Below are 13443 nucleotides of genomic sequence, written 5' to 3'. Positions count from 1 at the left end.
GCGCATGAGCGTGACGCTGCAACATGGCGCGCGGCTCGCCGCCGACGGCCGCGGCCACGCGCGGCAACGCCCCTGGACGCCGGGGCGGGGCAATGCCCTGCTCCTGCTCCTGCCCCTGGCGCTCCTCGCCGCCTTCTTCGTGCTGCCGCTCGCGGTGGTGGTGGCGCAGAGCTTCTCCGGCTCCGCCACCCTGTTCGGCCAATATGCGGCGATCCTGACGAACCAGGCGACCCTCGCGGTCGTCATCTACACGTTCTGGACCGCGCTCCTGGTCACGCTCGCGACGCTGGTCCTCGGCTATCCCGTGGCCTTCATGGTGAGCCGCGCCAGCGGCGGGCTGCTTCACCTGTGCCTCGCGCTGGTCCTGGTGCCGTTCTGGACCTCGACGGTGATCCGCACCTATGCCTGGATCGTCATCCTGCAGCGCCGCGGCGTGCTCAACGACATGCTGATCGGCACCGGCCTGATCGACCGGCCGCTGAAGCTGATGACCGACGGCGTCGGCATGCAGATCGCGATGATCCACATCATGCTGCCCTTCATGATCCTGCCGCTGCTCAATGCCATGCGCGGCATCGACGGCACCGTCCTGCGCGCGGCCGCGGTCCTCGGCGCCAATCCCTGGCGCCAGTTCGTCCATGTCTACCTGCCCCTGTCGATGTCGGGGGTCAGCGCCGGCTCGGTGCTGGTCTTCATCTCGTCGCTCGGCTTCTACATCACGCCGGCGCTGCTCGGCGGCCAGCGGACCATGATCGCGGTGCTCATCGAGCAGCAGGCCTCGCGCCTCTTGGACTGGCCGCTGGCCTCGGCGCTGGCGACCATCGTGCTGGCCCTGACCTGCGTGCTCTTCGTCGTCTACGAGCGGGCCGCCACCCGCCTGGCGGGCGGCCGGCCGAGCGGGGAGGTCGCCTGATGTCGAACCTGCCCGCCGCCTGGCGCGTCCTCGGCGCCGGCATCACCGGCTTCGCCGTGCTGGTGCTGGTCTATCTCGTGGTGCCGACGCTGGTGATCGTGCCGCTGTCGTTCAGCAGCGAGCCCTTCCTCAGCTTCCCGCCGCCGGGCCTGTCGCTGCGCTGGTACGAGGCCTTCGCCGCCAGCCCCGACTATCGCATCGCCATCGTCAACAGCATCCGCATCGGCATCCCCGCTGCCTGCCTGGCGACGGTCTTCGGCACGCTCGCGGCCCTTGCCCTGGTGCGCGGCCGGCTTCCCGGGCGGCGCGCCCTCTCGGCCCTGATGATCGCGCCGCTGGTGCTGCCGCAGATCGTGCTGGCGATCGGCCTCTTCCCCGTCATGGTGCGTCTCGGCCTCAACGGCAGCTATCCCGCCATCCTGCTCGGCCACGCCGTGGTCTGCATGCCGCTGGTGTTCGTCACCGTGGCGGCGTCGCTGCGCAGCTATGCGCCGACCTACGAGCTCGCGGCCATGACGCTCGGGGCCAACCCCTGGAACACCTTCCGATTCGTCACATTCCCGATGATCCGTGTCGGCGTGGTCCTGGGCTTCATCTTCGCCTTCACCTTCTCGTTCGACGAGCTGATCCTGGCGATCTTCCTCACCAGCCCGCTGACCCGCACCGTGCCGCGGCTCCTGTGGGAGCAGCTCAACTACCAGATGACGCCGCTCATCGCCGCCGCGACCACGGTGCTGCTGGCCCTGACCCTCGGCCTCCTGGTCGTCGCGGCCCTGGTCGATCGCCACGGCGCCAGAAGAAGCAGGGGGACGTTACGGTGAACCAGCATTTCACGATCGAGGCCCCGCCGATGGTCGCCGCCCCCACCGCTCACGGCGCCGTCGTCGAGTTCGAGGACGTCGCCAAGACCTATGGCGACTTCGAGGCGCTGCGGCCGACCACCCTGCGCATCGAGGCCGGCGAATTTTTCGCCATCATCGGGCCGAGCGGATCGGGCAAGTCGACCCTGCTCGGCATCACCGCCGGCTTCGTGCCGCCGTCGGCCGGAGCGATCCGGGTCGCTGGCGCCGACGTGGTGGCGATCCCGCCCTATCGGCGCAATTTCGGCATGGTGTTCCAGAACTACGCCCTCTTCCCGCACATGAGCGTGGCGGAGAACATCGCCTTCCCCCTGCGCATGCGCGGATGCCCCAGGGCGGAGATCGCCGCGCGGGTCTCGCGCATGCTGGCCATGGTGCGGCTCGAGGCTCTGAGCGAGCGGCGGCCGAGCCAGCTGTCGGGCGGCCAGCAGCAGCGCGTCGCCCTGGCGCGGGCGGCGGTCTACGACCCGCTCCTCCTGCTGATGGACGAGCCGCTGGGCGCCCTCGACAAGAACCTGCGCGAGGAGATGCAGGAGGAGATCAAGAAGTTCCAGTCCGCGCTCGGCGTGACGGTGATCTATGTGACGCACGACCAGCACGAGGCCGCCTTCATGGCCGACCGCATCGCCATCATGCGCGGCGGCCGGCTGGAGCAGGTCGCCTCGCCGCGCGGCCTCTACGAGCGCCCGGCGACGCCCTTCGTCGCCAGCTTCCTCGGGGAGGCGAGCCTGCTGCCGGTCGCCGCCCTGGTCTGGCGCGAAGGCGAGGAGGCCCTGGTCGAGACGGCCGGCGGCCTCAGGGTGCGTGCCAGCGCCCCGCCGGGCCATGGCGAGGGCAGCGTCCTGTGCATCAGGCCGGAGAACATCGTGCTCGGCCCCGAAGCCCGCGGCCTCGACAATGTCTTCCAGGGCACGGTCGAGGACGTGGTCTACACCACCGGCAGCGTGCGCTACCGGGTGCGGCTCGAGGCCAGCGACCTCCTCCTGGTGGTCCGCATCCCCTCGCGGCCGGACATCATGCTGATGCCCTGCGGCGAACGTGTCGCGGTCGGCTGGGGGCGCCGGGACGCGCTGCTGGTCGCGGGGGAGACGACGCCATGACGGGCCTTGCCGGAAGAGTTGCGATCGTCACCGGCGCCGCATCGGGCATGGGCCGAGCCCATGCGCTGCGCCTGGCGGCGCTCGGTGCCGCCGTGGCCCTGCAGGACATCGACGAGGTCGGCCTCGGCGAGACGGCCGGGGCGATCGCGGCGGATGGCGGCACGGCCGTGGCCTGCGGCTTCGACATCGCCGACGTCGCCGCCATCGACCGGATGGCCCAGAGCCTGATGGGGCGTTTCGGCCGCATCGACATCGTGGTGAACAATGCCGGCATCGGCATCGACCGTCCGATCGAGGCGATCGACGCCGCGGCCTTCGACCGGATGATCGGCATCCACGTCAAGGGTAGCTTCTTCTGCGCCCGGGCGGCCGTCCCGGCCATGAAGGCGCAGCGCTGGGGCCGCATCGTCAACATCTCCTCGCGCTGGGCGCAGGCGGGCCACACCCTCGCCTCCGACTACATCGCCGCCAAGGCCGCCCTGCTCGGCCTGACCAAGGCCTGGGCCAAGGAGCTCGCGCCCTGGGGCATCACCGTCAACGCCATCGCGCCCGGCGGGGTCTGGAGCCGGATGGTCCTGGAGACGCTCGGCGCCGAGGGCGTGCGGCGGGAGGAGCTGGAGGTGCCGCTCGGCCGCTGGGCCCAGCCGGAGGAGATCGCCTCCAGCCTGGCCTTCCTGGCCAGCGAGGAGGCCGGCTTCATCACCGGCCAGGTGATCAGTCCGAACGGGGGCAAGACGGTCGTCGGATTCTGAACGGCGGCCCGGCCGAAGCCGCCGGCGCCGCGAGCCGACGTCGCACCGCGGTGCGGCGAAGGCGGAGCCATGCCCACCGGGCACTGATATCGGACGGGCGCCGCGAGGCGGAGTGCCCGCCAGCAAAGGAGCGGATCATGCGTGAACTGGAAGGAAGCATCGCCGTCATCACCGGCGCCGGCGCCGGCATGGGGCGGGCCCATGCGCTGCTGCTCGCCGAGCGCGGCGCAGGGATCGTGGCCCAGGACATCCGCGGCGACAAGGCGGAGGAGACGGCGGCCCTGGTGCGCGAGAGCGGCGGCGAGGCGACGGCCCTGGCCTGCGACGTCGCCGACACGGAGCGGCTGACGGCGCTCCTCGGCGAGCTCGCCGCGCGGCTCGGCCGCATCGACATCCTGGTCAACAATGCCGGCATCGGCGGCGAGCCGGTGATCGAGGACGTGACCGAAGCGGAGTTCGACCGCACCTTCGCCGTGCACGTCAAAGGCAGCTTCTTCGCCACCCGCGCCGTCGTGCCGACGATGAAGCGGCAGCGGCGCGGCAAGATCATCAACATCTCCTCGATCTGGGGCATGGTGGGGCACCACTACGCCTCGCCCTATTGCGGCGCGAAGGCCGCGCTCCTCGGCCTCACCAAGGCCTGGGCCAAGGAGCTCGCGCCCTGGAACATCCACGTCAACGCGGTCGCGCCCGGGGGCGTGGTCACCGAGATGGTGCTGGCCCAGCCCGACATCGAGGCAAAGATGGCCCAGAAGGTCGCGCGCGTGCCGCTCGGCCGCTACGCCGAGCCGCGGGAGCTCTCCTACACCGTCGCCTTCCTCGCCTCGCCCCAGGCCGACTTCATCACCGGCCAGGTGATCAGCCCCAATGGTGGCGAGGTGATCGTCGGCATCTGAGCCGGCCTGCTCCGACACGACGGAGGACCGGGCGCCCTTGCGCTCGGCCTCTTGACGATGATATCGAATATCGATAACTTTTTACTACTATGTGATAAGGAGAACGTCGAATGCGGTTCGGTCTGTTCAACCTGATGAATCAGCACGGCCTGGAGCAGCGCGAGGTCTTCGAAGGCACCATCGAATGCGCCAGGCTCGCCGACGCCCTCGGCTTCGACATCGCCTGGTTCGCCGAGCATCACTTCTCCAACTACAGCCTCTGCCCCTCGCCGCTGATGATGGCGGCGGCCGTGGCGCGCGAGACGCGTCGCATCCGCCTCGGCCCGGCCGTCATCGTGGCGCCGCTCTACAATCCGATCCGCGTCGCCGAGGAGGTCGCGCTGCTCGACCAGCTGAGCCGGGGGCGTGCGGTGCTCGGCATCGGGTCCGGCTACCAGCGCTTCGAGTTCGACGCGTTCGGCGCCGATCTCGCCGAGCGCCAGGAGCGCATGCTCGAGATCTGGCAGATCATCGACCAGGCGGTGCACCACAACCGCTTCCAGCATGCCGGCCGGATGTACCAGCTGCCCGACGTGCCGCAGGCCATCCGGCTCTACCATCCGCGCCGGCTCGAGACCTTCTTCGTCTCCTGGTCGGCCCCCACCATCCATCATGCGGTGGCGACCGACGCCGTCCCGTTCTGCACCGTCGGCTGGGGCGACACCGCCGCGCTGACGTCGCTGCACGACCATGTCGCCCGGCAATATGCCGAGGCCGGCTACGATCTCGCCGGACGACGCTTCGCCGCCCAGCGCTATGTCTTCGTCTCCGACGACAAGGCCGAGCTGATGAAGGTCGCCGAAGGCATCCGCTATGCCGGACGCTGCGCCGGCCACATGCGCGTCGGCGCCCAGGTGCTGGACGGCCATGTCATCCAGGACCGTCCCGTCGCCGGCGAGCCGACGCTCGAGGCGATCCTCGCCGGCCTGCCCGTCGGCGCGCCGGAAACCGTCGCCGAGCGCCTGGTCCACGAGATCCGCACCATCGGCATCACCGACCTCAGCTGTTTCATGTGGCCCGCGGGCCTGGGGTCCCGCGCCGTGCTGCGCTCCATGGAACGCTTCGGCGCCGAGGTGATGCCGCTGGTGACCAAGGCCCTGGCCGCCGACACCAGGCAGCCGGCGGACGCGGTGGCGTGATGGACGGCTTCGCGGGACCACCGGGCGAGATCCTCGACGAGGATCCCTGGCTCGCGGCCGCGGACGCCGGCCGCAGGGAGGAGGCCGAGCCCGACGACCTCGCCGACGCCTTCCGGCTCGGCATGCGCCGGCTGGCCGGCGGCGTCTGCGCCGTGACGGTCGGACGGGGGCCGGACATCGTCGGCCTTACCGCCACCTCCGTCACGTCGCTCTCCATGGCCCCGCCATCCCTGCTGGTGTCGATCCGCCAGGGCGCGCGCATGCTGGAGGCGCTGCGCGAGGCGCGCCGGTTCACCGTCCATCTCCTCGGCGAGCATCAGCTCCATGCGGCCGAGGCCTTCGCCGGGCGGCTGGGCCCCGCGCCTCGCTCGACCCTGGTGGATTGGGCGCCCGCGCCGGGCGGAGCGCCCCGCCTCGCCGGCGCCCTCTGCCATGTCGACTGCCGCGCGGCCCGCCTGATCCCACTGTTCTCGCACGTCGTGGTGGTCGGCGTCGTCACCACCGTCACGGCCGGCGACGGCGATCGCCCCCTCGTCTATCATGGCGGCGGCTTCCACGGCCTCCAGCCCCTCCCGGATATGCAGCCCACCCCTCCAAAGCCAGCGGACCCGTCGCCATGAGCCACGTCTTCCATCGCATGCCGCGGCAAGCCTATCCCGTCGCCGTCGGCGGCGAAGGCGCCTATGTCCTCGATGCCGACGGCAAGCGCTATCTCGACGCCTCCGGCGGCGCGGCGGTCTCCTGCCTCGGCCACTCCCATGCCGGCGTGATCGCGGCGATCAAGGCGCAGCTCGACGCGCTCCCCTTCGCCCATACCTCGTTCTTCACCACGCCCGCGGCCGAGGCGCTCGCCGATCTGCTGGCCGAGAGCGCCCCGCCGGGGCTCGACCATGTCTACTTCGTCTCGGGCGGCTCGGAGGCGATCGAGGCGGCGCTCAAGCTGGCGCGGCAATATTTCGTCGAGCGCGGCGAGCCGCAGCGGCGCCGGTTCATCGCCCGGCGCCAGAGCTATCACGGCAACACCCTGGGAGCGCTCGCCGTCGGCGGCAATCTCGGCCGGCGGACCCTGTTCGAGCCGCTGCTCATCGACGTCGAGCATGTCTCGCCCTGCTATGCCTATCGCGACCAGCAGGCCGGCGAGACCGCGCAGGCCTATGGCGAGCGCCTCGCCCGCGAGCTCGACGCCACGATCGAGCGGCTCGGCGCCGAGACGGTGATCGGCTTCGTCGCCGAGACCGTCTCGGGCGCAACGCTCGGGGCCGTGCCGGCGGTGCCGGGCTATTTCCAGCGCCTGCGCGAGGTGTGCGACCGGCACGGCATCCTGCTCATCCTGGACGAGGTGATGTGCGGCATGGGCCGCACCGGCACGCTGTTCGCCTGCGAGCAGGAGGGGATGGTGCCCGACATCGTCACCGTGGCCAAGGGGCTGGGCGCCGGCTACCAGCCGATCGGCGCGATGATCGCCTCGTCGAAGGTCTACGAGGCCATCCTCGCCGGGTCCGGCTTCTTCCATCACGGGCACACCTATGTCGGCCACGCGGCGGCCTGCGCCGGCGCGCTCGCCGTGCAGCGCGCCATCGCCGAGGAGAACCTGCTCGCCCGCGTCCGCGAGCTCGGCGCCGGCCTGGCGTCGCGCCTGCGCCAGGTGTTCCAGCACCATGAGCATGTCGGCGACATCCGCGGCCGCGGCCTGTTCTGGGGCCTCGAATTCGTGGCGGACAAGGCAGCCAAGCTGCCCTTCGATCCCGCCCTGCGGCTGCATGCCCGGATCAAGGCCAACGCGATGCACGAAGGCCTGATGTGCTATCCCTCCGGCGGCACCCTCGACGGTCGCGCGGGCGACCACGTGCTGCTGGCGCCGCCCTATATCCTGGAGGAGCCGCAGCTCGACGAGATCGTCGAGAAGCTCGGCCGTGCCGTCGACCGATCGATCGCCGAGATCCGCGGCGCCGCAGCGGCATCCTGAGGAGAGCGGGGATGACGGTCAAACGCCTCCAGAACAGCTATCACGTCGTCGGCGACGTGGCGCACACCAGGGCCTTCTACGAGACGGCGCTCGGCCTGCCCGTCAAGTTCGCCGACGGCGAGCGCTGGGTCCAGTTCGACGCCGGCGCCAACTTCGCCATCGCCGCGCCGGAGGAGGCGCCCGCGGGTGTGCGCGGCGCGGTGGTCGTGTTCGAGGTCGATGCTCTCCCGGCTCTCTGCGAGCGCATCGAGGCGGCCGGCGGACGCATCCTCGGCCGCAGGGACATGGGCGAGCATGGCCGCACGGTCACGGCCGCCGACCCGGAGGGCACCGTCTTCCAGCTGTTCGAGCGGGCACGGACGTGAGCGCCGCCTGCCCCACCGTCGTCTGCCCATGAGCCCGACGTCGCCCCCGACGCCGCTGGTGCTCGCGGCTGCGCCCAACGGCGCGCGAGCCGGCAAGGCCGACCACCCCGCCCTGCCGATCACCCGCGACGAGATCGTCGAGGCGTGCCTGGCCTGTGTCGAAGCCGGAGCCACGATGCTGCATGTCCATGTGCGCGCGCCCGACGGTCGCCACATCCTCGACGCCGAGGCGGCGCGAGCGCTGGAGGCGGCGCTTCTGCGCCGCGTCGGCGACCGCGCGCTCGTGCAGACCACCACCGAGGCGGCCGGGCGCTACGCCGCCCCCGAGCAGGCGGCGTTCCTGCGCGCCGCCCGGCCGCGGGCCGTCTCGCTGGCATGGCGCGAGATCGCCCGCCCCGAGCTGAGCGACGGCGAGCGCGCCGGCCTGCTGGCCTGGTGCAGCCGCGAGGCGGTGGCGCTGCAATACATCCTGTATGACGCCGCCGACGCGGCGGCGCTGGACCATGCTGTCCGCCGCGGCATCGTGCCGGATGCCGAGCCGCGCGTCCTCTACGTGGTCGGCCGCTACGGCGAGGACGCCGCGGACGCCGAGGCGCTGGACGCCTTCGCGCCGGCCGGCGCCACCTGGATGGCCTGCGCCTTCGGCGCGCGGGGGCACAGCGTGCTCGATGCCGCCGCCAGCGCCGGCGGCCATCTGCGCATCGGCTTCGAGAACGGCTTTGCCTGCGCGGACGGCCGCATCGCCCGCGACAATGGCGACCTGGTGCAGGATGTGCTCGCCCGGATCCCGGCGAACCGCCGCCCGGCCACGCCGGACGAGAGCCGGCGCATCCTCGGGCTCGCCTGACTGGCCGCGCTCACCAGGAGGGCGGAAAGCGGCTCGCCGACAGCGCCGGGTTGGACATGTCGCGCGCTGCCGTCTGCACCAGGGCGCTGTAGCGCGCGATCGCGCTCTCCAGCGTGAACTCGGCCTTGTCGAGCGACATCGTCACCGCCGCCACCGGCACGCCGCCGTCGCCGAGGATCGGCGCGGCGATGCCGATCTCGTTCTCCAGCACCTCGCCGTCCTGCACGGCGATCCCCTCCTGCCGGGCAACGACGAGCAAGCGCCGGATCTCGTCGGGATCGATGATGGTCCGGCTGGTGAGGCGCAGCATCGGCGAGTGGCTGAGGACCCGGTCGACGTCCGCATCCGACATGCAGGACAGCATCGCCCGCCCGGCGGCCGTGCAGAAGGCGTAGCGTCGGACGGGCAGGAGCGCGAAGTCATGGCTGACCAGGTTCGGAATGCGGTTGAGGTAGAACACGTTGACGCCGTCCATCAGCGCGACGCTCACCGCCTCGGTGGTCTGGCGCGCCAGCGGTTCGACATATTTCAGCGCCTGGATCATCAGGGGATCCGACTGGCAGAACGACACGGCGAAGGAAATGAATTTGGGCGACAGGGCGTAGCGCTTGTATTTCTGATGCTTCCTGAGAAAACCCAGATTCTGAAGCGTGAACAACAAGCGCTGGACGGAGCCTTTCTCCAGCTCCGTCTTCTTCACAATCTCCGAAAACGTGAAACTCTCGGCATTTTCATTGTAGAGATCGAGTATCTTGGCGGCCTTTTCGAGCGTACCAAGCTGCAGGGCACTCATCTGCTCACCTTTCGCGGGACTCCTCCCGGCCTGATCGTGCATGGGATTCCGGCCTCGGGAAGAATCGCATTCTGCTTCTTTCGAATTGCATGTCAGCATAACAGGTTCAATAACCGATGCATAAGGGGCCCGGAACCATCCGGGCGGATGCAATCCGGGGTGGCGGACCGCGGCCGCGGGGGGTCTTCATCCCGCGACGCTTTCCGGCTGTGCCGGCATGTCGGACAATCGCTCTCCCGGACGCGTTCGCCACCGCCCTTCAGCCGGGCTGAAGCCCGCCGTCGTGATGCATCGGCTGCTATCGATCGGCTTGCGGAGGGGCGTCATCGCATCGAGACAGCCCGGTGCCGGCGAGAACAGGGCTCGGCCTCGCCGTGCATCACGCACGGGCCTCGTGCCGATGAGCCTGGCTCGGCCGTGGGTGAAGTACCCGCGACGCTATTCAGCCCTCGTTGAGCGCGGCGTGGAGAACGGACCCGTAAGCACCTGAAATCGCCGGAAGAACGAAGTCGCGGCCGCATTGGTCGTGGCCCGCCCTGGCCAGGGCCGCGGCCATCTCGCGGTTCTCGAGCACGGATCCGATCGCGGCCGCAAGCGCGGCGGGATTGTCGGGTTCGACCAGAATACCGGTTTCCTTGTCGCGAATGATGGCTTCCGGGCCCTCGCAGCGGCTCGAGATCACGGGAAGGCCGGCCGCCTGGGCTTCGAGAATGGCAATTCCGAATGTTTCGTGACGCGACGGCAGGACATAGACATCGATGCTCTCGAGGAAGGGCTGCTGCGGTGAGACCCATCCGTGGAACCGGACATGGTCGTCCAACCCCAGCCGCTTCACCTCCGCTTTCAGCCTGCCCTCCTCGCTGCCGGTGCCGCCGACATGCAGCTTGAAGGCCTGCCCCTGCGCCTTGAGCAGGGCCGCCGCGGCGATGAGGACATCGACACCCTTCGCATGTTCGAGAATGCGAAGCGTGCCGATCGCCGGCGGCTCGTGCCAGGGGCGGCCCACGAAGGGCGGCACGGCATCGACGGGCAGCACGTTGTCGATCTGGACGACACGCCGCGCCTCATAGCCCAGCGCCAGCAAGGCTGCCCGCTGGTTGTGGTTGACCGTGATCAAACGATCGGCCGGCAGGAAGCGACCGGGCTTGCCGGCATGGACGACGCCGACCACCGGCAGGCCGGGACACCACCGCTTCAAGGCGCCGACGAAGCGACCGTTATGGGCCAATACCAGGGCCGGCTGCAACCGGCGCAGCAGGCGCCCGAGCCGCCAGCCGGCAATGCCGCCGGCCAGCCTTCCGCCCGCCGCCAGACGGGGGAGCACGTGAAACGCATCCCCCGTGTCCTTCAACCGGTGGAGGAACAGAGCGTCGCGGTCGGCAACGGCGACCGGCTCGAACCCCGCGCGGCGAACCAATTCCAGGCTGGTGAAAAAGGCGGACGTCACGCCACCTTGCGTGGCATAGGGCGCGATCACCGCGCAGCGTTGCATCGACGGGCTCATATCTCGCGCACGCGGTTCTGCGCGAGCTTGGTGATGGCCATGGGGTCGATCGCGGTCAGGCCCGCTCTCACATCGAGATAGCGCTCGTCCTGCAGCGCCTGCAGCACATGGGCGATCGTCAGATCCCGATATTGCCGCCGCTGCCGGTTCTCGCGCTCGAAACGCTGTCCCACCAGCGGAATCCATCGCAGGGCCTGCCGCAGCCGCCACTTCACGAAGCGCTTGGAGTGATCGGCCCGACGGGCACCGACCACGAAATCCGGCCAGGCCGCGGTCTGGAGGCGCTGGTTGAAATCCTCCATGTGGTGGGAGCCCCAGGTGAAGACGAGGTCGTGCCAAGGCTTGATGTTGTCGACATAATGGAAGATGCGCGTATCGATCGCCTCTTCCAGCCCGAAGCCCGACCAGAGGAGCTGGAAGTTCCACCGCGGCGACAGCTCCGCCCACTCGCCTTGAAAGATGAAGTTGAGCGTATCCTGATCCATGCCCGTGAGCCGCGCCCCGTGCCGGGCCATGTAGCCGGCCATCAGCCCCGCCATGTCACGGGCACGCCAGGCGGTGAGATCGGCGAGCAGCATGCCGGAATTGAAGTAGCGCTGCCCATCCGGAATCTCCACCGATGCGAGATAGTCGTTCCATCGTTTCCGGATCTCGGGTGTCCCTTGCTTGACGAAGCCGCAGTCCTGCACCGCCGCGAGCGGGGCTCCCTGCAAGTCGAGATCGAACAGCGCCGAGACAGGTCCCCAGACGGCGACGTCACAGTCGAGATAGAGCGCCTTCGTATAGCGTTCTTCCAGCAGCAGGCCCATGAACAGCCTGTTGTAGGCGGGCCGCGAAATCCGTCGGCTGAACTGCGCGCCCGGCGGGATGAGCGTGTCCATGTCGATACGACGCACGAAATAGGGCGCCCGCTCCGCCCGTTCCGCATGGCGCTCGTTCCGTCCCTCGACAAACAGGAAGACATCGAAAGTCTTGTCGGCCTCCGCCGCGAGCTGCCGGCAGAGGATGTCGGCCGGCGGATAATAATTGTCGTCGCAAAAGACGCAGACTGCGTTGGACGTCATGTTCTTGCCTTTGAGGACTTGACGCTCTCATAGACGGCGTCGAGCCTTTTGCTGACCTCGAGGAGATCGAAGACGCGTGCCCTGGAAAGCCCCTTCGCACCAAGCGTCTGCCGTAGATCTGGATCGACGATCAGAGCTTCGAGCTCCGCGGCGAGCTGCGTGGCCGTGACCTCCGACAGATAGACCGCGGCATCATCGCTGACCTCGCGCAAGCCTCCGGTGCCGGACGAGATCAGTGCCGCTCCGCCGGCATGCGCCTCGAGGGCCGTGCGCCCGAACGGCTCCTCCCAGACCGAAGGCACCATCGCGATGGCAGCCTGCTCGGTCGCGTTCTTGATCTCGGAAAACGGCAGCTGCCAGCGGATCGCAATCGAGCCATCCTTCCCCGCCATCGCCTCGATCTCGGCGCTGAACGCGGGCTCGACGTGCTTCTCGCTCAAGATCAGAACGGCGCGCCAGCCGGGATGGCGCGGCAGCACCTCCCGCAGCGCCATGACCGCCTCGCGAATGCCTTTCACCGGAGCGGCGCGGGCAACCAGCAAGATTGTCCTGTCGCGCGCCGTCGCGGGCTCCCACGCGCCGACATCGAGGCCGTTGTGCACGGTCACGGCGCGCGTCGTCTGCGGATAGTCGCGTTCGAAGGCGCCGCGGACGGCATCGCTCACGCAGATCACACCGGCCAGCCTCCCGAACTGCCGCACTCGATGGCGATGGGCGCGGCCGGCCTTGGCCTTGATGAAATTATGGACATGAAACAGAACGGGGACGCCGGGCAGCAGACGGGCCAGCCATGCTGCGGTCGGCAGATGGTGGTGCGCCACCACGACGTCAGGGGCTGAGCGGCGCAGGCGCCACCAGAGCCATCCTATCCGCAGGGCATGCGTCCGCCGCACGGAATGCGGGACGAGCTCAACGTCGATATCCCTGAAAGGTCGTGCAATCGAGTCCGCAAATACGGTTGTGCTCTTAGAAAATCGACTGCCACCTACAAAGTCTCGAACACACAAGTCGATAGAAGTTGCCTGCTCGGGTCCGAAGAACATGCCGCGCGGCATGATGATCGCGACACGAAGTGGCGGGTCAAGCGACCCGTTGAAGGGAGGTATCTTCAAAGTAACGCCATTTTTCTGAAGAGCGGCGCGATTCATATATAAGCTGGCCGGCTCCATCAACCCGATTTTGCGCGGGCCGAGGCACCGAGAAGC

At 69.3% G+C, this 13443-nt stretch carries 14 protein-coding genes; 10 read left to right on the top strand and 4 right to left on the bottom strand.

The annotated features are described in order from the left end of the window. Positions 1-10: 10 nt before the first annotated feature. The 10 genes from QO011_RS06820 (at position 11) to QO011_RS06775 (ending at position 8877) form a co-directional block, all read left to right on the top strand. Entirely contained in the window at positions 11-913 is a 903-nt protein-coding gene (locus QO011_RS06820) for an ABC transporter permease (protein ID WP_307269500.1), read from the top strand. Next, the gene (locus QO011_RS06815; RefSeq protein WP_307269497.1) at positions 913-1734 is read left to right on the top strand and encodes an ABC transporter permease; all 822 of its coding nucleotides are present in this window, start codon (positions 913-915) and stop codon (positions 1732-1734) included. The genes QO011_RS06820 and QO011_RS06815 overlap by 1 nt, the downstream gene beginning before the upstream one ends. Then, on the top strand, positions 1731-2873 hold the full coding sequence (locus tag QO011_RS06810; RefSeq protein ID WP_307269494.1) for an ABC transporter ATP-binding protein: 1143 nt from the start codon (positions 1731-1733) through the stop codon (positions 2871-2873). Before QO011_RS06815 ends, QO011_RS06810 begins: the two co-directional genes overlap by 4 nt. Next, positions 2870-3625, top strand: a complete 756-nt coding sequence (locus tag QO011_RS06805; protein WP_307269493.1) for an SDR family NAD(P)-dependent oxidoreductase — start codon at positions 2870-2872, stop codon at positions 3623-3625. The genes QO011_RS06810 and QO011_RS06805 overlap by 4 nt, the downstream gene beginning before the upstream one ends. 137 nt (positions 3626-3762) lie before the next feature. After that, on the top strand, positions 3763-4521 hold the full coding sequence (locus tag QO011_RS06800) for an SDR family NAD(P)-dependent oxidoreductase (protein ID WP_307269490.1): 759 nt from the start codon (positions 3763-3765) through the stop codon (positions 4519-4521). Between the two features lie 110 nt (positions 4522-4631). Beyond that, entirely contained in the window at positions 4632-5699 is a 1068-nt protein-coding gene (locus QO011_RS06795; protein WP_307269487.1) for an LLM class flavin-dependent oxidoreductase, read from the top strand. Beyond that, positions 5699-6319, top strand: coding sequence for a flavin reductase family protein (locus tag QO011_RS06790; protein WP_307270905.1), 621 nt, complete (start codon positions 5699-5701; stop codon positions 6317-6319). Before QO011_RS06795 ends, QO011_RS06790 begins: the two co-directional genes overlap by 1 nt. Next, on the top strand, positions 6316-7665 hold the full coding sequence (locus tag QO011_RS06785; protein ID WP_307269484.1) for an aspartate aminotransferase family protein: 1350 nt from the start codon (positions 6316-6318) through the stop codon (positions 7663-7665). Before QO011_RS06790 ends, QO011_RS06785 begins: the two co-directional genes overlap by 4 nt. 11 nt (positions 7666-7676) lie before the next feature. Next, positions 7677-8030: a VOC family protein gene (locus QO011_RS06780; RefSeq protein ID WP_307269482.1), complete on the top strand. Its 354-nt coding sequence runs from the start codon at positions 7677-7679 to the stop codon at positions 8028-8030. Between the two features lie 28 nt (positions 8031-8058). Beyond that, the gene (locus tag QO011_RS06775; protein WP_307269479.1) at positions 8059-8877 is read left to right on the top strand and encodes a beta-keto acid cleavage family enzyme; all 819 of its coding nucleotides are present in this window, start codon (positions 8059-8061) and stop codon (positions 8875-8877) included. A gap of 10 nt (positions 8878-8887) precedes the next feature. Here QO011_RS06775 and QO011_RS06770 read toward each other — a convergent pair whose 3' ends face one another. The 4 genes from QO011_RS06770 to QO011_RS06755 form a co-directional block, all read right to left on the bottom strand. Then, the gene (locus tag QO011_RS06770) at positions 8888-9670 is read right to left on the bottom strand and encodes an IclR family transcriptional regulator (protein WP_307269478.1); all 783 of its coding nucleotides are present in this window, start codon (positions 9668-9670) and stop codon (positions 8888-8890) included. A 442-nt stretch (positions 9671-10112) separates the two neighbouring features. Continuing rightward, on the bottom strand, positions 10113-11162 hold the full coding sequence (locus QO011_RS06765; RefSeq protein ID WP_307269476.1) for a glycosyltransferase family 4 protein: 1050 nt from the start codon (positions 11160-11162) through the stop codon (positions 10113-10115). A gap of 8 nt (positions 11163-11170) precedes the next feature. Continuing rightward, entirely contained in the window at positions 11171-12238 is a 1068-nt protein-coding gene (locus QO011_RS06760) for a glycosyltransferase family 8 protein (protein ID WP_370881916.1), read from the bottom strand. After that, a complete protein-coding gene (locus QO011_RS06755) occupies positions 12235-13407 on the bottom strand; it encodes a glycosyltransferase family 4 protein (RefSeq protein ID WP_307269472.1) in 1173 nt (390 codons plus the stop codon). The genes QO011_RS06760 and QO011_RS06755 overlap by 4 nt, the downstream gene beginning before the upstream one ends. Positions 13408-13443 lie beyond the last annotated feature (36 nt).

The organism is Labrys wisconsinensis (assembly GCF_030814995.1).
Lineage (GTDB): Bacteria > Pseudomonadota > Alphaproteobacteria > Rhizobiales > Labraceae > Labrys > Labrys wisconsinensis.
This window is presented reverse-complemented; position numbering and strand designations above follow the sequence as displayed.